The 24,116-nt window shown below is 72.0% G+C and carries 20 protein-coding genes; 11 read left to right on the forward strand and 9 right to left on the reverse strand.

Features of this window, described 5'->3' with window-relative positions; all coding sequences use genetic code 11:
* Positions 1 to 103: 103 nt before the first annotated feature.
* From HEP85_RS24100 to HEP85_RS24110, 3 genes are all read left to right on the forward strand, one after another.
* Positions 104 to 2,029, forward strand: coding sequence for a serine/threonine-protein kinase (locus tag HEP85_RS24100; RefSeq protein WP_369657818.1), 1,926 nt, complete (start codon positions 104 to 106; stop codon positions 2,027 to 2,029).
* Between the two features lie 238 nt (positions 2,030 to 2,267).
* Positions 2,268 to 3,905 carry a succinic semialdehyde dehydrogenase gene (locus tag HEP85_RS24105; RefSeq protein WP_168529738.1) on the forward strand — a complete coding sequence of 546 codons (1,638 nt, stop codon included), beginning with the start codon at positions 2,268 to 2,270 and terminating at the stop codon, positions 3,903 to 3,905.
* Positions 3,906 to 4,061: 156 nt separating this feature from the next.
* Positions 4,062 to 5,807 carry a GMC family oxidoreductase gene (locus tag HEP85_RS24110; RefSeq protein ID WP_168533959.1) on the forward strand — a complete coding sequence of 582 codons (1,746 nt, stop codon included), beginning with the start codon at positions 4,062 to 4,064 and terminating at the stop codon, positions 5,805 to 5,807.
* 166 nt (positions 5,808 to 5,973) lie between these two features.
* On the opposite strand, the gene HEP85_RS24115 is transcribed toward HEP85_RS24110, so the two are convergent.
* Entirely contained in the window at positions 5,974 to 6,984 is a 1,011-nt protein-coding gene (locus tag HEP85_RS24115; RefSeq protein ID WP_248002052.1) for an LPXTG cell wall anchor domain-containing protein, read from the reverse strand.
* 214 nt (positions 6,985 to 7,198) lie between these two features.
* On the opposite strand from HEP85_RS24115, the gene HEP85_RS24120 reads away from it, so the two are divergent.
* Positions 7,199 to 8,383 (forward strand): hypothetical protein, encoded by a 1,185-nt coding sequence (locus HEP85_RS24120; protein ID WP_168529740.1) that lies wholly within the window; start codon positions 7,199 to 7,201, stop codon positions 8,381 to 8,383.
* A 593-nt stretch (positions 8,384 to 8,976) separates the two neighbouring features.
* On the opposite strand, the gene HEP85_RS24125 is transcribed toward HEP85_RS24120, so the two are convergent.
* Positions 8,977 to 9,270, reverse strand: coding sequence for a chorismate mutase (locus HEP85_RS24125; RefSeq protein WP_168529742.1), 294 nt, complete (start codon positions 9,268 to 9,270; stop codon positions 8,977 to 8,979).
* A gap of 503 nt (positions 9,271 to 9,773) precedes the next feature.
* On the opposite strand from HEP85_RS24125, the gene guaA reads away from it, so the two are divergent.
* A complete protein-coding gene (guaA, locus tag HEP85_RS24130) occupies positions 9,774 to 11,354 on the forward strand; it encodes a glutamine-hydrolyzing GMP synthase (RefSeq protein ID WP_168529744.1) in 1,581 nt (526 codons plus the stop codon).
* Positions 11,355 to 11,363: 9 nt separating this feature from the next.
* Here the strand turns inward: guaA and HEP85_RS24135 are convergent, their stop codons facing one another.
* Positions 11,364 to 11,840: a pyridoxamine 5'-phosphate oxidase family protein gene (locus HEP85_RS24135; RefSeq protein WP_168529746.1), complete on the reverse strand. Its 477-nt coding sequence runs from the start codon at positions 11,838 to 11,840 to the stop codon at positions 11,364 to 11,366.
* Between the two features lie 201 nt (positions 11,841 to 12,041).
* On the opposite strand from HEP85_RS24135, the gene HEP85_RS24140 reads away from it, so the two are divergent.
* On the forward strand, positions 12,042 to 12,836 hold the full coding sequence (locus HEP85_RS24140; protein ID WP_168529748.1) for a class II aldolase/adducin family protein: 795 nt from the start codon (positions 12,042 to 12,044) through the stop codon (positions 12,834 to 12,836).
* Here the strand turns inward: HEP85_RS24140 and HEP85_RS24145 are convergent.
* The gene (locus HEP85_RS24145; protein WP_168529750.1) at positions 12,829 to 13,722 is read right to left on the reverse strand and encodes a DUF4429 domain-containing protein; all 894 of its coding nucleotides are present in this window, start codon (positions 13,720 to 13,722) and stop codon (positions 12,829 to 12,831) included. The genes HEP85_RS24140 and HEP85_RS24145 overlap by 8 nt on opposite strands.
* A gap of 257 nt (positions 13,723 to 13,979) precedes the next feature.
* On the opposite strand from HEP85_RS24145, the gene HEP85_RS24150 reads away from it, so the two are divergent.
* Positions 13,980 to 15,293, forward strand: a complete 1,314-nt coding sequence (locus HEP85_RS24150; RefSeq protein WP_168529752.1) for a hypothetical protein — start codon at positions 13,980 to 13,982, stop codon at positions 15,291 to 15,293.
* Positions 15,294 to 15,600: 307 nt separating this feature from the next.
* Positions 15,601 to 16,140, forward strand: coding sequence for a DoxX family protein (locus HEP85_RS24155; protein WP_168529754.1), 540 nt, complete (start codon positions 15,601 to 15,603; stop codon positions 16,138 to 16,140).
* A 274-nt stretch (positions 16,141 to 16,414) separates the two neighbouring features.
* Here the strand turns inward: HEP85_RS24155 and HEP85_RS24160 are convergent, their stop codons facing one another.
* Positions 16,415 to 16,675, reverse strand: a complete 261-nt coding sequence (locus tag HEP85_RS24160; protein ID WP_168529756.1) for a hypothetical protein — start codon at positions 16,673 to 16,675, stop codon at positions 16,415 to 16,417.
* Positions 16,662 to 18,032, reverse strand: a complete 1,371-nt coding sequence (locus HEP85_RS24165) for a PspC domain-containing protein (RefSeq protein WP_168529758.1) — start codon at positions 18,030 to 18,032, stop codon at positions 16,662 to 16,664. The genes HEP85_RS24160 and HEP85_RS24165 overlap by 14 nt, the downstream gene beginning before the upstream one ends.
* A 178-nt stretch (positions 18,033 to 18,210) precedes the next feature.
* Here HEP85_RS24165 and HEP85_RS24170 point away from each other — a divergent pair, with 178 nt between their 5' ends.
* Together HEP85_RS24170 and HEP85_RS24175 are read left to right on the forward strand one after the other, a co-directional pair.
* Positions 18,211 to 19,500, forward strand: a complete 1,290-nt coding sequence (locus tag HEP85_RS24170) for an ATP-binding protein (protein ID WP_168529759.1) — start codon at positions 18,211 to 18,213, stop codon at positions 19,498 to 19,500.
* A complete protein-coding gene (locus tag HEP85_RS24175; protein ID WP_168529761.1) occupies positions 19,497 to 20,315 on the forward strand; it encodes a response regulator transcription factor in 819 nt (272 codons plus the stop codon). The genes HEP85_RS24170 and HEP85_RS24175 overlap by 4 nt, the downstream gene beginning before the upstream one ends.
* 100 nt (positions 20,316 to 20,415) lie before the next feature.
* On the opposite strand, the gene HEP85_RS24180 is transcribed toward HEP85_RS24175, so the two are convergent.
* Together HEP85_RS24180 and HEP85_RS24185 are read right to left on the reverse strand one after the other, a co-directional pair.
* Entirely contained in the window at positions 20,416 to 21,048 is a 633-nt protein-coding gene (locus tag HEP85_RS24180) for a hypothetical protein (protein ID WP_168529763.1), read from the reverse strand.
* Positions 21,049 to 21,165: 117 nt separating this feature from the next.
* Positions 21,166 to 22,248, reverse strand: a complete 1,083-nt coding sequence (locus HEP85_RS24185; RefSeq protein WP_168529765.1) for an NlpC/P60 family protein — start codon at positions 22,246 to 22,248, stop codon at positions 21,166 to 21,168.
* A 405-nt stretch (positions 22,249 to 22,653) separates the two neighbouring features.
* Here HEP85_RS24185 and HEP85_RS24190 point away from each other — a divergent pair, with 405 nt between their 5' ends.
* Positions 22,654 to 23,007: a hypothetical protein gene (locus HEP85_RS24190; protein WP_168529767.1), complete on the forward strand. Its 354-nt coding sequence runs from the start codon at positions 22,654 to 22,656 to the stop codon at positions 23,005 to 23,007.
* On the opposite strand, the gene HEP85_RS24195 is transcribed toward HEP85_RS24190, so the two are convergent.
* A complete protein-coding gene (locus HEP85_RS24195; RefSeq protein WP_168529769.1) occupies positions 22,985 to 23,962 on the reverse strand; it encodes a tellurite resistance/C4-dicarboxylate transporter family protein in 978 nt (325 codons plus the stop codon). The two genes, HEP85_RS24190 and HEP85_RS24195, sit on opposite strands and share 23 nt — an antisense overlap.
* Between the last annotated feature and the right edge of the window lie 154 nt (positions 23,963 to 24,116).

The following is a 24,116-nucleotide window of genomic DNA, read 5'->3' on the forward strand; positions in this document are numbered from 1 at the left end:
GCGGTGCATAAGCGGCATATCGGGGGTGCGTCGCGTCACGGGTCTGTGACCGGTACGCGACGGGTCTGGATGCCGGAGCGCGGGCCGCGATAGGGATGGACCCATGAGCAGTGACGGGGGAGTCCCGCAAGGCGCCGACGAGCCAACCAGTTTTGCACTGCAACCCCCGCGGCCGGTGGCGCCCGCGGGGCAGCAGAGCGTTCCCTACCCGGGCAATCCGTACGCCGAGCCGGCCAGGGCCGCCCCGCGGACGCAGGCCGGCCCTCCACAGCATCCGCGGTCCGCGCAGCCGCATCCACAGCCCGCGCAGCCGCAACCACAGCCCGCGCAGCCGCAACCGCAGCCCGCGCATCCGCAGTCCGCACCACCACATCCGCAGCCCGTGCATCCGCAGTCCCCGCAGCCGCAGCCGCAGCAGCAATCCGCACAGCCGCAGTCCGCCGGCCAGGGGGCCGCCCACCAAGGGGCCGCGCAGCCGCCGTCCCGGCAGGACTCGCCTCCGCAGGACCCCGGCACCGGGCGGCTCGTCGCCGGCCGCTACCGGCTGCTGGCGAAGCTGGGCCACGGCGGCATGGGGACGGTCTGGCGGGCCAAGGACGAGACGGTGGACCGCGAGGTCGCCGTCAAGGAACCCAGACTCCCGGACCACCTGCCCGACCGTGAACGCGCCAACGCCTTCGAGCGGATGCGGCGTGAGGCGCGCGCCGCGGCCCGGCTCGACCACCCGGCGGTGGTGAACGTCCACGACGTCGCGGTCGTGGACGGACAGCCGTGGATCGTCATGGAGCTGGTGCGGGGCCGCTCACTGGGCGCCGCCCTCGAAGAAGGCACGCTCGGTGTGCGGGAGGCGGCGCGGGTCGGACTGGAGGTGCTCGGCGCGCTGGAGGCCGCGCACGCGGCGGGCATCCTGCACCGTGACGTCAAGCCCGACAACGTCCTGCTCGGCCCGCACGGCCGCGTGGTCCTCACCGACTTCGGCATCGCGCAGATCGAGGGCGAGACCAGCCTGACGGACACCGGCGGCTTCGTCGGCTCGCCCGAGTACATCGCGCCGGAACGGGTGCTGGGTCAGCGCCCGGGCCCGTCCTGCGACCTCTGGTCGCTCGGCGTCGTCCTCTACGCGGCCACGGAGGGCGTCTCGCCCTTCCGTCGCAGCAACACCCCGGCCACCCTGCAGTCCGTGCTCAACTCCACCCCGGCGCCGCCCGCTTCGGCGAAGGGACCGCTGGCGGAGGCGATCAACGGGCTGCTGGACAAGGACCCGTCCCGCCGCCTCGGGGCCGACCGGGTGCGCCGGCTCCTGGAGGAGGCGGCCGAGCCGCCCGCCCAGGCGCCCACGCAGGTCGTGCGGGTTCCCGAGGACGGGGGGACCGGCGGGGCGGGACGGACCGGCGGGACGGGACGGAACGGGGTCCGGATACCGCGCGCGGCCCTGTTCGGGCTGGGCGCGGCCGTCGTCGCGGCGGCCGTGACGGCGTACCTGGTGATCGCGAACCCGTTCGCGGGACCGCTGCCCGACGACTGGGGGAAGCACCACGAGAAGGACGTCACCGCGACGCTCGCGGTGCCCGCGGGCTACCAGAGATCGACGCCGGACCGGACGTCGGACAAGGGCCACTGGGTCACGTACACCGACTGGAGCGGCGGTATCTGGATCAGCCTCGGTGTGGCCCGCAGGTCGGAGGACACGTCCCATCAGATGAAGGACTCCTCGGCCGCCCAGATGTACGCCGACAACGGCGACTTCAAGCAGAGCGGCGCGTACGCCCTCGACATGCCCGAGGCGCCGAGGACGACGCCGAAGCAGACCACGTACCACGGCAGGCAGTCCGCGGAGAACACGGTCGTCTACACGACGAGCGACAGCCAGAACCCGCGCCCGCGCGAGCTCCGCATGTTCTATTACAAGTCGTCCACGGGAGACATGTACAAGCTCACGATCAGCTATCCGGGCAAGGGCGACTTCACCGCCCGCGGCCGTGAGGTCGCGAGGACGGCGATCGCGAACCTGGACATCGACAAGAGGTGAGAACCCGACGGCGGGTCGGGCGGGCCCGGCGGCCCACGCGTCGCCGGGCCCGCCCCCGCCGCTGGGGCCTTCCCGTTTGCCGAAATGGTCCCTGATCGACTCCGAAGCGGGCCGACCCCCGAACAACGCCCTGATCAGCGCATTCGCTGCCAGTGCTCACTGGCATGGTGTGTGCACCCCGTGAAAGCGGGTTACCAACGGGTACCCAAAGCCCTCGCGCCGTCATACCCTGCGCTTCATGACGGACTCGCAGGCCCCGGAAATCATCGGTACGGACCAGCCGGAAAAGACCGGCACCAACCCCCTCGCCGCCGCCCCCGCGGGCGCCCGCACCGCTGCCGACGTGGTCACGCCCGAGCTGGTCGCGCAGCTCACCAAGGGTGTCGTCGGCTCCGGACGGACGGCCAACCACACCCCGTTCACCGGCGAGAAGCTGGCCGACCTGCCCGAGTCCACCCCCGAGGACGTCGCCACGGCCTTCGAGCGGGCCCGCACGGCGCAGACGGCCTGGGGCGCCACCCCGGTGCGGCAGCGCGCCGCCGTCCTGCTGCGCTTCCACGACCTGGTGCTCGCGCGCCAGGCCGAAGTGCTGGACCTCATCCAGCTGGAGACGGGCAAGGCCCGGCTGCACGCGCACGAGGAGGTGCAGGCCGTCGTCGTGGCCGCGCGCCACTACGGTCGCAGGGCCCCGGCATACCTCCGTCCCAAGCGGCACGCCGGCGCGATGCCCACCCTCACCAAGGTCACCGAGCTGCGCCACCCGCGTGGCGTCGTCGGTCAGATCGCGCCCTGGAACTACCCGCTCGAACTCTCCGTCGGCGACGCGCTCCCCGCGTTCGTCGCGGGCAACGCGGTCGTCATGAAGCCGGACACCGAGACCTGCCTCACCGCGCTCTGGGCGCGCGACCTGCTGATCGAGGCCGGGCTGCCCGCCGAGGTCTTCCAGGTGGTCATCGGGGACGGTCCGGTCGTCGGGCCCGAGGTCGTCAAGCACGCCGACTACGTCTCCTTCACCGGGTCCACCCGCACCGGCCGTGAGGTCGCCCAGGGCGCCGCGGCCCGTCTCGTGGGCGTCTCCCTGGAACTCGGCGGCAAGAACGCCATGGTGGTCCTGGAGGACGCCGACATCGACAAGGCCGCCGCGGGCGCCGTCCGCGCCTGCTTCTCCTCCGCCGGCCAACTCTGCATCTCCATCGAGCGGTTGTACGTCCACGAGTCCGTCGCCGACGTGTTCGCGGAGCGTTTCGCCGCCCGCACCCGGGCCATGCGGCTCGGCACCTCCCTCGCCTACGGGGCCGACATGGGCTCGCTGGTGGGGGAGCGGCAACTGGAGACCGTGACCCGGCACGTGGAGGAAGCGGTCGCGAAGGGGGCGAGGGTCCTCGCCGGAGGCGTCGCCCGTCCCGACGTCGGCCCCTACTTCTACGAGCCCACCATCCTCGACGGCGTCGAGGCACCCATGGCCGTCTGCAACGAGGAGACCTTCGGACCGGTGGTCTCCCTGTACCGCTTCAGGACCGAGGACGAGGTCGTCGAACTCGCCAACTCCACCGCGTACGGCCTCAACTCCTCGGTCTGGACGAAGGACGGGCGGCGCGGACGCGCGGTCGCGGCCCGGCTGCGCACCGGCACCGTGAACGTCAACGAGGGCTACGCGCCCGCGTACGGCAGCGTCCAGTCGCCCATGGGCGGCATGAAGGACTCGGGGCTCGGGCGGCGCCACGGCTCCGAGGGCATCCTCAAGTACACCGAGGCGCAGACCGTCGCCCAGCAGCGGCTGCTGCCGATGGCGCCGTCGCTCGGGATGGACGACGAGAAGTACGCGGCGTTCATGAGCCGGAGCCTGAAGGCCATGAAGGCGCTGCGGCTTCGCTAGTGCCGCGGCGGGCACTGACCCGAGGCGTCTTCGCACGTCCGCACCCGTTCTCGACGAGGAGAGCAGCACGTGTCACAGGAGAACTCCGTCCAGGAACAGCACGACGACTCCGCATACGACTCCACGTATGACTCCGCGTACGACTACGACGTCCTCGTGGTCGGCTCCGGCTTCGGCGGTTCCGTCACGGCCCTGCGCCTGACGGAGAAGGGCTACCGCGTCGGAGTGCTGGAGGCCGGCCGTCGCTTCACCCGCGACACGCTGCCGAAGAACTCCTGGGACATCAGGAACTACCTCTGGGCCCCGCGGCTCGGGATGTACGGCATCCAGCGCATCCATCTGCTGGGCAACGTCATGGTGCTGGCCGGCGCGGGTGTCGGCGGCGGCTCGCTCAACTACGCCAACACCCTCTACATACCGCCGAAGGCCTTCTTCGACGACCCGCAGTGGAAGGACATCACTGACTGGCAGGAGGAGTTGGAGCCGTACTACGACCAGGCCCGGCGCATGCTGGGGGTACGGCTCAACCCGACGATGACCCCGTCCGACGTCCATCTCAAGGCGGCCGCGCAGCGGATGGGCGTCGGCGACACCTTCCACATGGCGCCGGTCGGCGTCTTCTTCGGGGACGGGAAGGACGCGGACGGCGCCGCCGAGGCCGGCCCCGGCGGCGAGGTCGCGGATCCCTACTTCGGCGGCGCCGGGCCCGGCCGCAAGGCGTGCACCGAGTGCGGTGAGTGCATGACCGGCTGCCGGCACGGCGCGAAGAACACCCTCAACGAGAACTACCTGTACCTGGCCGAGAAGGCGGGCGCGGTCGTGCACCCGATGACGACCGTCGTGTCCGTCACCGACGACTCGCGCGGCGGGTACGCCGTCGCCACGCTGCCCACGGACGGGAAACGCAAGGGCGCGGGCCGGATGTTCACGGCGCGCCGGATCGTGATCGCCGCCGGTACGTACGGCACGCAGACCCTGCTGCACCGGATGAAGGCGGGCGGCCAGCTGCCCCGCCTCTCGCCGAGGCTGGGTGAGCTGACCCGCACCAACTCGGAGGCGCTGGTGGGCGCGCAGACGGACAACCGCCGGTACCGCAGGGCCACCGGATCGCCGAAGGTCGACTTCACCCGGGGCGTCGCCATCACGTCCTCGATCCATCCCGACGAGAACACGCACATCGAACCGGTCCGCTACGGCAGGGGATCGAACTCGATGGGCAGCCTCTCCATCCTCCAGGTCCCCTACGCGGAGGGCTCGTCGAGGGCTCTGGGCTGGCTGGCCAACGCCGCGCGGCACCCGCTGCTGGTGGCCCGTTCGCTCTCCAACCGGCACTGGTCGGAGCGGACCATCATCGGTCTGGTGATGCAGTCGCTCGACAACTCGCTGACCACGTATCTCAAGCCGAAGGGCGCGGGCAAGGGCCTGTTGACCGCCCGTCAGGGGCACGGGGCGCCCAACCCCAAGCAGATCAGGGCGGCTTCGCAGGCCGCCTCCACCATCGCCGCCGAGATCAACGGCTTCGCCGGCAGCAACGTGGGCGAGCTGATGGGCACACCGCTCACCGCGCACTTCCTGGGCGGCTGCCCGATCGGCGCGAGTGCCGACGAGGGCGTGATCGACCCGTACCACCGGCTGTACGGCCACCCGGGGATCTCGGTGGTCGACGGTGCCGCCGTCTCCGCGAACCTGGGCGTCAACCCGTCGCTCACCATCACGGCCCAGGCCGAGCGCGCGATGTCGTACTGGCCCAACAAGGGGGAGACGGACCCGCGTCCGGCGCCGGGAGCCGCGTACGAACGGCTGAAGCCGGTCGAGCCGCTTCGGCCCGCCGTCCCCGGGGACGCCTTCGGCGCACTGAGGCTGCCGTTCCTGGGGATGCCGACGGTGCCACCGAAGCCGTAGCGGTACAGCCGTCAGCACTGCGGCCGTAAGCAGTACAGCCGGCCATCAGCAGTACACGAGGGCAGACGGCTCATGTGAACGCGAAGAAGGACCTGTGCCCCCCTCCGAGCCCAGGTCCTTCTTCTTTTACGAGGCGTGCTGCCTACGTGGGTGTGCCGCTCACCGCTTACGCGGCCGCGCCACCCGACTTGCGACGACGCACCGTGAACACCGCGCCGGCACCCGCGACGACGGCGATGCCGCCCACGAGGGCGATCGTCGGCAGGGCGGACGAGGACCCGGTCGAGGCGAGGCTGCCGGTGGCCGGGATCTCGTCGGCGCCACCCTGCGGCTTCGTGCCGCCGGACGGCTTGTCGCCCTTGCCCGGCTTGGGCTCGCCCGGGTTCTCGTTGCTGCTGCCGGGCGCGAGGACGGTGAGCTCGTACAGCGCGAAGGAGCTGTGGACGCAGTCCTTCTCCTGGTCGACGTAACCGCCCAGGCCGAGGGCGTAGCCGTCACCGGCCGGGGCCTTCGAGCTGATGTTGACGCGCAGCTTGATGGCGACCGTCTGCTTGCCGCCCAGCGTGGTCTCACCGAAGTAGACGCCGCTGCCGGCCTCGTCCGCGATGGACTCCCACGACTTGCTCGTGGGGTTGAAGTACTCGAGCTGGGCGAACGTGCTCAGCCAGTCGTTCTCGTCGTCGCTGTCCGAGTAGTTGTCGACCGTGGCGAGCCACTGGACCTGACCGAGGTCCTGGTCGCTGTGGTTGGCGGCGGTGAGCGTGAAGTTGTGCCAGCCGCTGCCCGCGACGATCTTGCCCGGCAGTCCGGAGACGGCCAGCGACAGCTGGGAGCCGGTGTCCACACCGTCGTCGTCGATGGGGCAGTCCTCCGTCGGCCACGCCGACGGCTCCGCGGACTGCGACGGAGTGGCCGAGGCGGTCGGCTTGCCGGACGTGGTGGCGGTGGCGCTCGCACTGGTGCTCGGAGCCGGAGCGGAATCGCTCGCGGACGCGGAGGCGCTCGGCGCGGGAGCGGAGTCGCTCGGCGACGCGGACGCCGTCTCGCTCGCGGACTCGGACACCGTCGCGCTCGGGGAAGGGCTGTCGTCCGCGAACGCACCCGGCGCCGAAAGCAGCGCCAGTGGAGCTATGGCTGCCGTCGCGGCCGCGACGGCCATGGCACGGCGAAGCTTCATGAAGACCTCGGAAAGTCCGGTGTACCGCGACGCCGCGGTACGCGTATGGGTGAGGCCTCCGCGTGTGGGGCGCGGGTGTGGCCGTTGGTTCACCAGGTGTGACCCGTGGACCCTGTGAACGGTTGTGCGGTCCTTCACGGAATTCTTATGTGTGCTGGGTCACATGCGGGTACGGCTTGTGGACACCCGTTCTATCCACTTAGAACTGACCCTCGTGTCTGAGAAGAAGCCCGAAAGGGCAGGTGAGCCCGAGCGGCCGGAGGAGTCCTCCGTTCCCGACGAGGTGTGGGAGCGGTTCATCCGCGATTCCGAGCGGGACATCCGGGCCTCGGCCCCGAAGGAGCCGTCGGCCCGCGCTCGCATGGTGACCGAACGGCTGCGGCAACGGGAGGCCCGGGGCGCCGAGCCGGAGGGGTGGCGGACCGGGCCCGCCTGGCAGGAGATGCGCAAGGCGGAGGGCCGCACGACCCGCGGCCGACGGCTGTGGGCGGTCATCGGCGTCCCCCTCGCGGCGGCCGTGGCGCTGGTGGCCGTACGGCCGTCGCTGCTGCCCGGCGATCCCTTCAAAACGTCCTCCGGCAGCGCGTCGTCCGGCGCCACCGAGGCCGCCCGCGAACTGCCCGCCGAGACCGCGGCCCCGACCGCCGCGCCCTCGGCGGTCGCGCCCGGCACACCCACCCTCGAGCGGCCGTTCGCCGGATCCCCCGCCGAGCGGTACGCCGACGGCGCGGCCGGCATCGTCGTGCCGGACGCGAAACCGGTCGGCCCGCTCACCAAGGAGCAGGTCGCGCGGGCGCTGCGGCAGACCAAGGCGCTGCTCGTCGGCGCGAACATCGACCGGAAGACGCTGCTCGGGGGCCGTCCGACGAGCGCGCTCGCCCTTCTCGACCCCAAGCAGCCGAAGATGCTCGACGACGTGAACAGCTGGCTGCGCAAGCCGGACGTGAAACACGATCCGCTCCGGCTCTTCAGCCGGTTCGACCCGCACGAGGTACGGCTCGTCGGGGACGTGGTCAAGACCCGCGGCCATATGACGTTCAAGGCCGGCACCCACGCGTCCGTCGTCATCCACGCCGACTACACCTTCGTCTACCCACTGGCCCAGGCGGACCAGAAGTCGACCGAGGTGGCCCGCACCATCGTGCGCCGCGTCCTCGACATCGAGGTCTCCGACCCGAGGAAGTACCAGGTCACCCCGGGCAGGCTGGCGCTCCTCGCGTACGACGAGGACCTCTCCAACTCGGCCTGTTTCGTCTACGACGGCTTCCTGCACCCGCAGTTCGACTCGGCCGCCCCGACCGGGGCGACGCCCAGTGGGCCCGCAGTCGATCCGTACGACCGGAGCCGGGAGCTTCCGCACTCCAGCGGCGTGTCCTGCGGATCGGTCTCCAGGACCTGATCCGCGGGACACGCGTACGCACACGCGAAGGGCCCCGCGGGACGGAAGCCGCGGGGCCCTTCTGCGTCGGCACCGACGCCAGGGCGGCGCCGGTGCCTGGGGCGCGGCGCCGGAGGGGGTGCGCCGCGGGTCAGGGAGCGAGGTCGTTCGTCCACGGGGACATGGACATGTGGCCGGGGGGCGGGATCGGGGCGGGAGCTGGGACCTTGGGACGTGTGGGGGAGGAGCTTCTTCGGGTGGGGTCCGTCGAAGTGACCCGGCTGCGCGGGCCGGTCGGACGATTGCGTACTTCGGGCGTCCCCGGAGTAAGCCGTTCTCTTGAGTGACCGGGCCGCTGTCCCCTGCCGTCCGGTCACACCCCTGGGGCGAGGTCCCACGACGCACGGCACGATCCGTACGTCTCAGCGCCCCAGCGGAGCCACGCGTGGTTGTTTCGGGCCCGCCCCTGGCTGGCACGGACACCGGGACCAACGAAGCCCGCCGCGCCCCGGTCACGCACCGTACGGGTGAGACGGCATGCGTACGTGCGTACGCGGCGTGACGGGGTGCGCGCGACGAACGGGGCGCACCGGGCCGCGACCGCCGCGCGCGGCTCAGATGCGGCCGCGGCACAGCTCCAGCAGGGTCATGGCCAGCGACGTGCCCGGCTTGCCCAGCGCGTCCCGGTAGCGGCCGAGGACCTCCATCTCGCGGGAGAGGTTCACGCGCCGGCCACCGGACTCGATCCGGGCCTTCTGGATCACCGCGGACACGGCCATGCGTTCCTGGACGAGGCCGATGATCCGGTCGTCGAGGGCGTCGACGCGGTCACGGGCGTCGGTGATCACGCCGGCGGCGTCGTCGGTACGGGCGCCGGTCTTGTCGAGTACGTCGGCTGCGTCGGCCATGGTGGGCTCCTTCTGTTCGGTGGAAGGGGAGCCCCGGAGCGACCGGGCCCGGAAACGGCAGACGCCCCGGGCCTTGTCGGCCCGGGGCGCCTGGGGAGTCGCTTGTCAGTTGCTCAAGCAGCACGACCATGGCAGCCGGTGGGCCGGTTGCCATAGGTAAACGCGAAGGTGTGATGCGTGAGCATGGGACCAGTATGCCCGCGCGTCCGGCACGGGCCAAGCGGGTTCGGATCCTGAGACAGACGTCCGGGCCCGCATCTCCAGCCCGTCCGGCGTTCGAGGACGAGCGCTTCGGGCGATGCGGGGGTCCAGGGGCGCAGCGCCCCTGGCGAGGGTCTCGGGGCGGAGCCCCGGGATGATGGGGGTCCCCCCTGCTCGAGCGAAGCCGAGAGCTTGGGGGAGGGTAGGGGCGGCGGGGGCGAAGACGGCGGGACGGCACCCCCACGCACACCCCCGGTAGACTCGACACCCCACACCCCCTGCTCACCGCCGGAAGGCAAACCGTGCCAGAAGCGTCCCCCGCCGCCCCCGACACCGTCCTGGTCGTCGACTTCGGTGCGCAGTACGCCCAGCTCATCGCCCGTCGCGTCCGCGAGGCCCGGGTCTACAGCGAGATCGTGCCGAGCACCATGCCGGTCCAGGAGATGCTCGCCAAGAACCCGGCGGCGATCATCCTCTCCGGAGGCCCCTCGTCGGTGTACGCCGAGAGCGCCCCCCGCCTCGACCGCGAGCTCTTCGAGGCCGGCGTCCCCGTCTTCGGCATGTGCTACGGCTTCCAGCTGATGGCGACGGCCCTCGGCGGCACCGTCGACAACACGGGCGCCCGCGAGTACGGCCGTACGCCCCTGCATGTCTCGAAGTCGGGCTCCACCCTGTTCGAGGGCACCCCGGACGAGCAGTCGGTGTGGATGTCGCACGGCGACGCGTGCAGCGCCGCCCCCGAGGGCTTCACGGTGACGGCCTCCACGGACGTCGTCCCGGTCGCGGCCTTCGAGAACGACGAGAAGAAGCTCTACGGCGTCCAGTACCACCCCGAGGTCATGCACTCCACGCACGGCCAGCAGGTGCTGGAGCACTTCCTGTACCGCGGTGCCGGCCTCAAGCCGGACTGGACGACCGGCAACGTCATCGAGGAGCAGGTCGCCCTCATCCGCGAGCAGGTCGGCACCAAGCGCGCCATCTGCGGTCTGTCCGGCGGTGTGGACTCGGCCGTCGCCGCCGCCCTCGTGCAGAAGGCCATCGGCTCCCAGCTGACCTGCGTGTACGTCGACCACGGTCTGATGCGCAAGGGCGAGACGGAGCAGGTCGAGAAGGACTTCGTGGCCGCGACCGGCGTGCAGCTGAAGGTCGTGGACGCGCAGGAGCGGTTCCTCGACGCGCTCAAGGGTGTCTCGGACCCCGAGGAGAAGCGGAAGATCATCGGCCGGGAGTTCATCCGGGTCTTCGAGCAGGCCCAGGCGGACATCATCGCCGAGGCCGCGGAGGGCGAGGACGTCGCCTTCCTGGTGCAGGGCACCCTCTACCCGGACGTGGTCGAGTCCGGTGGCGGCACCGGCACCGCCAACATCAAGTCCCACCACAACGTGGGCGGCCTCCCCGAGGACCTCGAGTTCGAGCTCGTCGAGCCGCTGCGCAAGCTGTTCAAGGACGAGGTCCGGATGGTCGGGCAGGAGCTCGGCCTGCCGGACGAGATCGTCCAGCGCCAGCCCTTCCCGGGTCCCGGCCTCGGCATCCGTATCGTCGGCGAGGTCACCAAGGACCGCCTCGACCTGCTGCGCGACGCCGACGCCATCGCCCGCGAGGAGCTGACGGCGGCCGGCCTCGACCGCGACATCTGGCAGTGCCCGGTGGTCCTGCTCGCCGATGTCCGCAGCGTGGGCGTCCAGGGCGACGGCCGTACGTACGGCCACCCGATCGTGCTCCGCCCGGTGTCGAGCGAGGACGCGATGACGGCCGACTGGTCGCGCCTGCCGTACGACGTCCTCGCGAAGATCTCGACCCGGATCACGAACGAGGTCGCCGACGTCAACCGCGTCGTCCTCGACGTGACGAGCAAGCCCCCGGGCACGATCGAGTGGGAGTAGCCCCTCCCGTCAGGTCCGTTTGAGAGTCCGCACCGGCTCTCCGGGCTTCCAGACCTGGACGACCAGATACGTGTCGTCCTCGACGAAGGTCCGTACGACCTCCGTCAGCTCGGTGCGGAAGAGGTGGAACGGCTCCGGCGGTTCCACCTCTTCCACGTACGCCCGTTTCGCGTCGCCGTCGGTGACCTCCACCGCCCGGCCGCTGATCCGTACGTCGCCGCCGCCCATCGCGGTGCCCGGCCCCGGGTTCGCCTGGAGCGTGAAGCGCGGGTCGCGGCGCAGGTCGAGTGCCTTGAGCGAGTCCGGCATCATGCCGAGCCACAGCTCGCCGAGCAGGAAGCGCACCTCGATGCCGCTGGTGCGGGGTGCGCCGTCCTTGCGGAGGGTCGCGAGGACATGGTGGGTGAACGCTGCGAAACGCTCCTCGGCCGGCCCGGCGAGTTCGGGTGCGGAGACGGTGAAGGCGGCCCAGTTCGTACGACTCATGCAGGGAGTCTCGCGCCGATACCCGACATCTTCTGTCAGGTATGGAGGAGGTTCTCTGCCCCCCGTGAAACCGGCCGCACGGCTCCCCCATGACACTCCCGCGTAACGGTTGCGCACTCTCTTCACCGAACGGCCCTGTTCTCCTACGGCGCCCGGAGGTAACTTCCGGTCCGTATCGGACACGCCAGTGCTGGAGGACATATGCAAGGGCCCACGCCGCCCCTGCCCCTACCGACCGACCAGCTCCAGTTCGCCATGCCGCCGATGTACGACTCGCCGGACGACGAGCGACGCCACCGCAAGGAGCGGCTGGCCGGAGCGCTGCGTATCTTCGGGCGGCTCGGATTCGAGGACGGGGTCTCCGGCCACATCACCGCGCGCGACCCGGAGTACAGCGACTGCTTCTGGGTGAACCCCTTCGGGATGCCCTTCAAGCACGTCACCGTGAGCGATCTGGTCATGGCCAACCAGGACGGGCAGGTGGTCGAGGGCCGCTACCACGTGAACCAGGCGGCGTTCACCGTGCACGCCCAGGTCCACGCCGCCCGCCCCGACGTCGTCGCCGTCGCCCACTGCCACTCGGTGCACGGCCGCGCGCTCTCCGCCCTCGGCGACCTCCTCGACCCGATCAGCCAGGAGAGCTGTGCCTTCTACGAGGACCACGCGCTCTACGACACCTACAGCGGTGTCGCCGTGGACACCGAGGAGGGCCGCCGGATCGCCGGCGCGCTCGGTACCCACAAGGCCCTGGTGCTGCGCAACCACGGACTGCTCACCGTCGGCGACTCGGTGGACGCGGCGGCCTGGTGGTTCCTGTCGATGGAACGCTCCAGCCAGGTCCAGCTCACCGCGCAGGCCGCAGGACGCCCGGTCCTCATCGACCACAAGCAGGCGGTCGCGACCCGGGAGCAGCTCGGGGGCGACCTGGTGGCGTGGATCAACTACCAGCCCCTGTGGCAGGACATCAGCAGGAGCGAGCCGGATCTCCTCAGCTGAAGCCCTTCAGGACCGCCGCCTTCGTCGCCGCGAACTCCTCGTCCGTGAGCACCCCGTCCCGGTGCAGCTCGCCCAGCTCACGCAGCCGGCGCAGGAGTACGTCGTGATGGTCGGCCTGGGCCGGTACCCGCACGGCGGCGGGCGGCTGCGGGGGCCGGTCGGTGAACTCGCCGGCCCGGACCGACGGATGGGGCAGCCGGGCCGTCACCGCGGCGGCGACGAGTGCCGTGAGCAGGTCACGGCGTGCGCTGCCCCACAGGTCGAGCGCGAACGGATCCTTTTCGGGCGGCAGTTTGGAGAACACGGTCTCGCGCGTGACGAAGCGCAGGAACCCGTCCTCGTAGCCGGAGTTGGGCAGCCATTCCACCTGCACCAGGTCACCGACGGCGATGATCCGCGGGCCCGTCGCGCGCTTGACCCGGTCGGAGGTGTCCGCCCAGTCGATGCGCAGCCGCGCGCCGTCGAAGGAGACCGTGCCGTCGCTGGACCGCACGGAGACGGGCACCGGCGGCCCCGCGAGCAGATAGCTCTTCGCCGGTTCCTTGGGGACCTGGTCCAGGAGCAGCGCGCGGCGGATCTCCTCGGCGACGTACTCGGCGACCCCGGAGCGGTCGACGTCGACCGACAGCCGGTACGGATCGGCCGCGTCCGGAAGCCGTCCCCCGGTCGCCTGGAGCAGCGGATCGGCTCCTTCGCGCAGCCTCAGCCGCAGCCGGCCGCGCTTGCGTTCCGGTTCGTGGACGATGCCGGACACCGCTTCCAGGGGAACCGTGATCTCCCCGTAGGTCTGCCGGAACAAGGGCACGGAACGGTGCAGCCCCGGCGTGATCCTGACCGTGCTGCCGTCGAAGGCCCAGGTCCCGTCGCGCTGGATGATCTCGGCCATGGGGGAATTCTCGCAGCCGGGTCAACACGGGGTCGGGCACTTCACCCGCGCTGACCAGACCTGCCGGACGCGGGCGCTGTTGCGTACGGCACAATTCGCTGTCATCGCGGGGCAGTTGTAAGGCAGTTGTACGGAAGTCAGGCGTGCGGGGGCGTACGGAGACGTACGACCCCGCACGAGGACGTACGCAGGCGTACGCAGACGTACGAGGATCTGGCCGCACGGGAGTTCCCGGTGCGGGGAAGGCGGCAACGGGCGTGGCGGTGCAGGAGGCGAGACACGGCGCGGAGCGCGGTGCGGGGCGCGGTGGCGGGCTCGGCGCCGGGCAGGGCGCGCATGGTGGCGGCTGCACCTGCGGGGACTGCCCGCACGGGGCGCGTGAGGGACACCGGCGGGCCGTCGCCGCGTTCCTCGCCAAGCGCGACGAACTGGCGTCGGGACAGGGCCTGCCGGCCGCCGTCGCCCACTCGGCGTCCGCGTCCCGGCAGTGGGTCTCGGACGAACTCACCCAGTCCGCCGACCTCGTCGCGGAACGCGGGCGCGTCGACGGCGAGGCCTGGCTGGGGCGACTGTGGCGGCGTACGGCGTTCGCGGTGTGGGGAACCGTCGTGGCGCTGCTGGTGGTGCAGGCGCTCACCGCTATCGGCGCGGGGTGGTCGGCGGCGCGGACGGCGGGGCTGGTCGCCGCCGTCGTGGTGGCCGGCCTGCTGACCGGCGCGGGCTATCTGCACCGGGCGCGCGGCGGTGCCCTCGCGCCGGTCATCGGCGAGGACAACCGTCTCTCCACCTCGCGTGCGATGGCCGCCGGGTGGGTGCTGTTCGTGGTGTACGCGGTGCTCGTCCTGGTGGGTCAGCTGGCGGCGGCCTCCGCCCACGGCAGGCGCGACGACCTGATCGCCGGGCTCGAACTCGCCCGGGGCGCCGGTGTCGTGACCGTCGTCGCGGTGGTGTGCGGGATCGCGGTGCTGGTACGCCGCGTGGTGGGCGTGCGGGTCCTCGGGCAACGGCTGCAGAAGGTACGGGCCGACCGGCCGCGTGCCGCCGACCTCCTCACGGACGACTCGGGCAAGGGCGGCTTCGCCGACATCCAGTACGTCGTCATCGGCGCCGTCGCGCTGGTCTTCGCCGCGGTACGGCTCGCCCGGCGGCCGGAACAGCTGCCCGACCTGCCCTGGGGCCTGGCGGTGCTCGTCCTGGTCTCGGCCGCCACCTACCTCTCCGGCAAGTACGCCGAGGGCGGCCGGCCCGTGATCCTCTCCGTCGTCCGTTCCCGCGAGGCCGGTGACCTCGACGCCCCGATCCGCACCGGGGACGACATCGAGATCCGGGGGGCCGGTTTCGTCCCTCCGGGCGCGCAGACCGCGGACCGGCTCTCCCGCATGGTCGTCCGGATCGGCGCGGTCCATGTGCACGTACCGCTGGTCCCGGTGCCGGGCGGCTTCAGCAATCCCACGGACGCCGTGCTCACCGTGCCGGTACCGGTCGACGTGGAGCCGGGACGGGTGGAGGTCCAGGTGGTGACCGCGGCCGGTGTGGAGACCAACCGGTGTGTGATCGACGTGACGGACTGACGGACTGACGGACTGACGGTCTGAGGGGCTGACGGTCTGAGGGACGAGCGGGGACGAGGGTCCAGGACTGAGGAGTGACGGGCTGGGGCGCGTGATACCGGTGTGCTGCCGGGCCGCGTCACCGGTTCGGCGGTGGCGGGCCGAGGCGGAATCCCTGCCCGGCCGGCCCGGCACTTTGCGGCCGTGAGGCGGCCGAGATGTGCCTCCGGGCAAGAAAACCGCTCCCGGGCATTGAGCGGGGACCCGCTCTCGTACGTATGGTCTGTTGAGGGGTCAACGGAATACGGGTGAGAGGCGGCGGAGAGCGATGACTCACGGTATGCGAACGGATACCCAGAGCTCCTATGTCGATGGCGGCGGGAGGGACGGGTGGCGCGAGACGGCCACGCGCTACGCCCTGTTGCCCCTGCGTATCTTCCTCGGCGTCACATTCATCTACGCGGGGATCGACAAGCTCACCAACAGCGCCTTCCTCTCCGCCTCCGGCACGGGCTCGATCGGGGCCATGATGCACGGGGTGCGTGACTCCTCGGCGATCCCGGCCCTGGTCGACCTCGCGCTGAAGAGCCCCGTCGGCTTCGGCTACGCCATCGCCCTGGGTGAACTGGCCGTCGGCATCGGCACCCTCATCGGACTGCTGGCCCGCCTCGCGGCCTTCGGCGGCGCGCTGATCTCCCTCAGCCTGTGGCTGACGGTCAGCTGGGCCTCCGACCCGTATTACTACGGCAACGACCTCGCCTACCTGATGGCCTGGCTGCCCTTGGTCCTCGCGGGCGCCTCGGTCTTCTCGCTCGACGCGGTCTGGCGCGCGCGACGCAGGCAAGGAACCGGGGAGTACCGCTACTAGGACGTGTGGCGAAAGTCCCGTCCGCCTCGCGACGCCTGGCACGCCGAGAGCACGCACCAGACGCCGCGAGGCACGCTCTCCGGGCGGACGACGGGACTTTCCGCCCTCGGCGCGTTCCCGCTGCCGGCCGCCCGCGCGCCCGGCCCAACCGGCCCCACGGGCCCCCGTACGCGGGTCCGCCCACCACGGACCACCGCACACCTGCCGGACCGCGAGGCCGAGGCGCGAGCGCCGAAGGCCGAGCGGTCCGTTCGTGTGCTGTGCCCCGGCCCGGTCAGCCCGGCACGTTCGAGCCCCCGGGGCCTCCGTTCGCCGCCCCCGCGGCCGCCCGCCGTGAGCCCGCCCGCCGTCGCCGTACGCCGTGGGTCAGCACCGCCGCCGCTCCGGCCAGGCAGAGGCCGCCGGTGAGGAGGGGGATGATCACGAACCACGGGGTGTCCCACCAGCCGCCCGCGTCACCGGCGTACACGACGCCCGCGGTGGTGAGGAAGAGGCCCGCGACCAGCTTTCCCGGCTGGAACTCATGACGTGCCACGGGTCACCTCCGCCTGGCCGACGCCGACATGCAGGTCCAGGTCGAGGGTTCCGCCGTGCCCGGTGCCGGCCGCGGGGGTCAGCGTCACCTGCTTGGACTTGCCGGGCTCCACGTCCACGTCCTTCTTGCCGTCGCCCGGCAGCTGGATGTCCCCGAGGCCCACGTCGATGTTCAGTCTCACGGTCGCGTCCTTCGGGACCACCACCTCGAGGCGGCCCGCCCCCACCTCCGCGCGCGCTGTCACCGTCTGTCCCCTGGCGAGGTGGAGCCGGCTCAGGTCGAGGGTGCCCACGCCGGAGCCGAGTTCGTAGTTCTTCTGTACGTCGGCGACGGCGGCCGGTGTCCAGTCGGTCCGCTTCCAGTCGGTGCCGATGTCCTTCGGCAGGGCCACCGAGCCGGCCAGCAGGGCCGCCGTGACCACGGCAAGGAAGAGCGAGCCCGCGCCCGTACGTCCGACGAACGCGCTGAGCGCGATGCCCAGGCCGAAGACGACGAGGGCGCAGGACAGACCGATCTGCAGGCTCGGACCGAGCGGCCGGTCGTGCCACGTCAGGCCCGAGCCGAGGCCGCCCGCGACGAGCGCGAACAGGAACACCCAGCCGCCGATCCGGCGCGGCCCGCGCGGCCGCGGCTCCCGCGTCGCGCGCGGGTCCGGGCCGGGCGTCCCGCGGGCGATGTCGACCGCCGCCGCGACATCCCGGTCCCGGGCGTCCTGCGGGCCCCAGAGATAGCCCGTGCCGCCGACGTGCGAACCGTCCTTGACGATCGGGTCACGCCACCAGGAGGGGTAGGAGGCGGGGACGGGAGGGGCCTGCGCCTCGGGCGGGGCGTCCGCCACGGCCTGGGCGGCGAGCGGGTCCGGATCGGGGGCGCCGCGCTGCTGCGACCAGTACCCCGCGCCCGCGAGAAGCAGGGTGAGGACCACGGCGAAGGTGAGCACCCCGCCGTTGTTGAGCATGGAGAGGAAGACTCCGCAGCCGACGAGGGCGAAGAGCACGGCCGTCAGAGCGTGGCCGTCGACGCGGCCGGTGAGGAGCTTGCGCACCTCGTTCTCGTCCTCGTCGTCGTACGGGACGAACAGCCAGAAGAAGCCGTACAGGATGAGGCCGATGCCGCCGGTCGCCGAGAGCACCGCGAGCACGATCCGGAAGATCACCGGGTCCATGTCGCACTGCCGCCCGAGCCCCGCGCACACTCCGCCCAGCATCCTGTGCCGCCGGTCGCGCCGGAACCTGTGCGGGGCTTCGGGCGCCACCACGTCGTCGTGCGCGCGCGGCTCACCGCCCGTGGCGGTGCCCGGTGGCGGGACGCCGGAGCCGCGGGGCGGCTCCGCTGCCGCGCGCTGCTGATCTGTCATGGGTCCATGGTGACGGGCGGGAAGGCGCGACGGGAGTCGGGACGACCCTGGCCGAACCCTGATATCGGCCCTGACTCGTGCGCGGGGAGCCGTTCGAGGACCGGCTCGTCGAAGATCAGGGGAGTCTCGGGGGCCGACCCTGATGCTCCGGCCGCCCGGCCGTGTGAACATCGTTGGCATGCCGGAAGCCGCAGCAGTGCCTCTCGACGACCCGCGGCCCCCGCGCAAGCTCTACCGCAGCAGTGACGGACGCTGGCTCGGCGGTGTGGCGCGGGGGCTCGCGGGGCATCTCGGGCTGCCCGTGATCTGGGTGCGGCTGGTGTTCGTCGGCCTGTTCATGGCGGACGGCCTCGGCGCGCTGCTCTACGCCGCCTTCTGGTTCTTCGTGCCGCTGGGCGTCGGCGGGGTCGACTCCGAGCGCGCGTCGGCCTTCACCACCGAGACCGCTCCCGACGGCCGCCGCAGACTCGTCGCCCGCAAGCCGGACCGGGGCCAGATCGTCGCCCTGCTCCTCATGGTCGTCGTGGCCATGGTCTTCGTCGGCAATGTGAACCTCGGCGGCGGAGCCAAGGCGTATCTCTGGCCCACCGTCCTCGTCGGCGCGGGCGTCGCCCTGGTCTGGCGCCAGGCGGACAACGCGCGGCGGGCCCGCTGGGCGGAGGTCGGCCGCCGCCGTCGGACGCTCACGCTGCTGCGGTCCGCGGCCGGTGTCCTGCTCGTCACCGCGGGCGTCACCGGGATCTTCGTCCTCCAGGGCTCCGCGGCCCACCTCGGCTCCGTCCTGCAGGCGGCGCTCGCCGTCCTCGTCGGCACAGCGCTCCTCGCCGGCCCCTATCTCGTCCGTATGACGCAGGACCTCTCCGAGGAGCGCCTGATGCGCATCCGGGCCCAGGAGAGGGCCGAGGTCGCCGCCCACGTCCACGACTCGGTGCTGCACACCCTGACCCTGATCCAGCGCAACGCGGAGAACGCGATCGAGGTGCGCCGGCTCGCCCGGGCCCAGGAGCGCGACCTGCGCGCCTGGCTCTACAAGCCGGAGGGCACCGGCAAGGACGAGGCCGACGAACCCGCCACCCTCGCCGAGGCGGTCCGCCGCAACGCGGCCGAGGTCGAGGACAAGCACGGCGTCCCCATCGAGGTCGTCGTGGTCGGCGACTGCCCGCTCGACGAGGGCCTGACCGCACAGATGCAGGCCGCACGGGAAGCCATGGTGAACGCCGCCAAGTACGGTGGCGAGGGCGGCGCCGTACAGGTCTACGCCGAAGTCGAGGGAACGACGGTCTTCGTGTCCGTCCGCGACCGCGGCCCCGGCTTCGACCTCGACGCGATACCCGCCGACCGCATGGGCGTCAGAGAATCGATCATCGGCCGCATGGAGCGCAACGGCGGCACGGCGCGGCTGCGCGCGGTGCCGGACGGCGGCACGGAGGTCGAGCTGGAAATGGAGAGGGCGGAGAAGACGTCATGAGCGACGCGAACGGGCCGACGGCCGGGTTGCCCGGGCACACCGGCCCCAACGAGCCGAGCGACACCGCGACCGGAGCGGGGGCGGTCCCCGGGTCCCCGGGGACGGGCGGGCCGGCCGCCGCGGACGCCGCCGAGCCGTCCGGAGCTCCGGGCGGGCGTCACGTACGGGTCGTCCTCGTCGACGACCACCGCATGTTCCGTACGGGGGTGCAGGCCGAGATCGGACAGACCGAGCGGACCGGCGTCCAGGTGGTCGGCGAGGCCGCGGACGTCGACCAGGCGGTCACGGTCATCACGGCCGCCCGGCCCGAGGTCGTGCTGCTCGACGTCCATCTGCCGGGCGGCGGCGGTGTCGAAGTGCTGCGCCGCTGCGCCCCGTTGATGGGCGACGCCGAGCAGCCGGTCCGTTTCCTCGCGCTGTCCGTGTCGGACGCCGCGGAGGACGTCATCGGGGTGATCCGCGGCGGCGCCCGGGGTTACGTCACCAAGACGATCACCGGGACCGACCTGGTGGACTCCATCTTCCGTGTCCAGGAGGGCGACGCGGTCTTCTCGCCCCGCCTGGCCGGATTCGTCCTGGACGCCTTCGCCTCCACCGACGCCCCGCCGGTCGACGAGGACCTCGACCGCCTCACCCAGCGCGAGCGCGAGGTCCTGCGCCTCATCGCCCGCGGCTACGCGTACAAGGAGATCGCCAAGCAGTTGTTCATCTCCGTCAAGACGGTCGAGTCCCACGTCTCGGCGGTCCTCAGGAAGCTCCAGCTCTCCAACCGGCACGAGCTGACACGCTGGGCGACGGCGCGACGGCTGGTGTGACACGTCGTCCGCCGGGCCGCGCGGACACCGGCCGTCCGCCGGTGTTCCGCGGTGGACACCGGGCTTCGCGGGTGTGGTGCGGCGGGTGGGCGCCGTACGCCTACCGGTGTTCCGAGGCGGGCGCCGGGCCCAGGATCCGCAGCGCCCAGCGGTAGTGGCGTACGGCCTTCGCGATGCCGATGAGTCCGGTCGTCCACAGGATCAGGCCGATCCCGACGCCCTGGACGACATCGCTGTACAAGCCGCGGCCGGACTCGCCCGGTGCCGCCGCGGCGTAGGACGTCCAGACGCCGATCGCGCAGACGCCGAGCGAGGAGAGCAGCCAGAACAGGCTGAGCCCGGGGGAGCGGAGCCGGGAGTCGGTCGCGGGGTGGCGGTCCAACTCGGTCCAGGCCTTCAGCAGTTCGTGCATGCGGCGGTCGCTGCGCACGGACAGGGCGACGGCGAGGACCGTCAGGGCGAGCGCGGCCAGGCCCAGCAGGGCGAACAGCGGCCCCAGGACGACACCGGTGGGGTCGCGCTGCTCGATCTGCTGCAGCGGCAGCACCAGCAGGGCCCAGCCGACGATCGCCGCGAGCGCCAGCAGCCAGAGCAGCAGCACCCGGTGCACCCCGAGGCTCCGCCCGCGCAGTTCCTCCAGCGCCCGCCCCCGGTCGGCCAGCAGTGCCGCCCGGTCCGGCCAGGAGCGGATGTGCGCGGGCGGCGGAGGCGGCGGCAGCAGGAAGCCGGGCATCAGGACCTCTCGGACGACGGAACGGAGTCCGCGTCGACGCTACCGCGATCCACCCCCGCGCCCCCACTACGCCGATCCGCCCCGGCGTCTTCGCGCCACCCGGGTGGACCTGTGGGCTCAGGCCACCCGGGTGGCTCCCGCGAACGGCATCTCGTCGACCGGCGCGAGACGCACCGGCGCGGTGGGGTTCGGGGCGTGGATCATCATCCCGTTGCCCACGTAGATCCCCACATGGCTGATGCCCGAGTAGAAGAACACCAGGTCACCGGGGAGGAGTTCGGAGCGTGAGACCCGTCGGCCCGCGTTGATCTGGGAGTACGTCGTGCGTGGCAGCTGGACACCCGCCGAGCGGTAGGCGGCCTGGGCCAGGCCCGAGCAGTCGAAGGCGTCGGGCCCGGTGGCGCCCCAGACGTAGGGGCTGCCGAGCTTCCCGTAGGCGTAGGAGACGGCGGCGGCCGCACGGGAGTTGGGGGCCGCGACGGAGCCGGACGAGGGCGACGAGGGCGCCGGGCCCAGGTCCCGCGCGGCGGAGCGGGAGGCGTGCCCGACCGTGTCCGCCGCACCGCCGGCCGCCCCGAGGCGCGCCCGCTGCTCGTCGGTGAGCCGCGACAACAGCTGCCGCGCGGAGTCCAGTTTTCCGGTGATCGTCCGCTTGGCCCGCTTCAGCTCCGCCTGCCGCGAGGTGAGCGACGCCAGCTCGACGTGCGCGGCCCCGCGCAACTGCTCGATCTCCCGCAGTTGCTTGCGTACCCGGGCTACCGCCCCGGCCTGCCGGTCACCGACCCGCTCGGCGAACGCGGCCCCGTCCAGGTACTCGTCGGGCCGATCGGAGAGCGCGAGCTGCAGAGCGGGGTCGAGGCCTCCGCTGCGGTACTGCGCCGCGGCGATCGAACCGAGTGCGTTCCGCGCCGCGTTGAGCCGGTCCTCCTTGCGCGCCGTCTCGTCGCGCAGGTCGTGCAGTCGCCGTGACGCCTGGTCGGCCTTCTCCTTCGCCCCGTCGTACTTCTCCGTGGCGACCTCGGCCTCTTCGTACAACTTGTCGACCCTGGCCTTCACCTGCGCCGGGGACAGTTGCGGCTCCGCGTGCCCGGTGCCCTCGAATCCGGCCGTCGTCGCCGCGCCGGCGAGGGCGATGGTCGCGGCCGTGCGGACCGTATGGCCGCCGAGTGAGCGCTGTCTGGGCTTGCGGTGCGCTGCCACGAGGGCCCACATCCTTCCCGGGGGACGTGACCGCCGGGGAGAGCGCGGTCATCGGTGAGGCGTCCGGCGACGGCCCACACAGGGGGAGCGGGTCGCCGCCGGACCTTTCTCGGCGGTGGTGTCCGACTGCCGCCCCTGGCCCGGGCGGCGGTGGGGAGCCGGGCACCTGGTGGAGGACGCTAAACCTGAGTGCGAGGGCTCGGTAACACCATGTACGGAACTGGCGTAACTGGATCGCCGGGTGACCTCATGTGACCGTGATCCCGGTCCTGCCCCGGCGACTTCACACAGGGTGATGACCGATGGGACGGTTCCGGGACAATCGGGGACTCTCAGGTGCTACGGGTCGCCAAAGGGTGGGCCGGTGCCAAGGGGGACACCCCTGGCCGATTAGGCTCCGGCCCCATGGACGTACTCATCCATCTCTTCGTGGGCCTGCACATCATCGGCGTCGCCTCGCTGCTCGGCGGCTTCCTCACCCAGATGAAGGCGATGGGCCGGGGCACCGCCCGGTTCGTCCCCGCCATGCTGCACGGCGCGCTGACCATGCTGGTCACGGGTGTCGTCCTGGTCGGGCTGAACCAGGCCGACGACCACCCGGTCAACACCGTCAAGATCGGCGTGAAGCTGGCCCTGCTGATCGTGATCCTCGGGCTGGTCTATGTGAAGCGGGACGACGAGAAGGTCGACAAGGGCCTGTTCGGGCTGGTCGGGCTGCTGACGACCGCGAACATCTTCATCGCGGTGCTGTGGACCTGATGGTTCCGGCCGCCACCAGCAGCCAGGCGGCCACCGAGATCCACAGCAGTACCTGCCCGAGCCCCCTGAGCCAGGCGAAGCCGACGGCGTCCGCGACCGACAGGGCCGCCGCCGCCGTCATGGCCATCGGGAACACGGTCGCCCAGCGCCGCACGTCGTACCGCGGACGCCGCCACAGCAGCTCCGCGACGGCCAGCACGGCGTACCAGGCGAGCGTCAGCATGATCAGAGCCTGGGACACCCAGCGCATCACGCCGTAGTCGTCGTAGTTCCACAGGTAGCCGTCCGCCTGGTAGGCGAGGACCAGCTTCGACGCGGCCAGCGCCGAGATCGCGAGCGCGCCGCCGGCGATCCACTGGTCGCCGCCCCCCGTGGCCGTCTCCCGGAAGTCGAAGCACGTCAGCGCCACCACGTACAGCACGAGGAACCCCAGCCAGAACAGCACCAGTGCCGCGTACGCCGGCCAGTCCGCGCGCGCGGCCTCGGCGAGCGACGCGGCGAGCACCGCGAGGCCCTGTGTGGCCACGCACCCGAGGAACACGCTTCCGGGCATACGGAGCCGCAGCCCTCGTACGAGCAGGTAGAGCAGCCCCGGCCACAGCACCGCGGCGAGCGCGAGCAGTACCTCGGCGGCCCCGAGCCACCCCAGGTCGGTCAGCCGGGTGCCGAGTACGGCGGTCGCGGCGACCCCGGTGAGCGCGCTCGGCGTGCCGGCCTCCGCCAGCCACCGTTCCCGCTCCCGCAGCAGGCGGACCGTGAAGTCCACGGCGAACCCGAGCCAGGTGACGGCCGCCAGGACCAGCGCGATCCGGGACAGGATCTCGTCACCGGTCTCGTGCAGCCCGACCGAGAGGATGCCGGTGGCCAGGACGGCGGCCGCGGCGGCGGGCGGGCTCTCCGCCCACCAGGTGCGGAGTCGGACCCACGGGCTGCGGGGCGGCGAGGTGGCTGGCATGGCCCCGATGCTAGGGATCTCCGAGCGTGTTGCCCGCGGGGCGCGCTGACACGGGGGCACGGCAACACGGGAACGGGGAGGGGGCGCAGGGTCGTGGGGCCACGGGGACGACGTAGGGGCGCGGGGCGGGGCGCAGGGGATGGGGGTTACTGGC

Origin of the sequence: Streptomyces sp. RPA4-2, from assembly GCF_012273515.2 — a bacterium.
Classification (GTDB): Bacteria; Actinomycetota; Actinomycetes; order Streptomycetales; family Streptomycetaceae; genus Streptomyces; species Streptomyces kaempferi.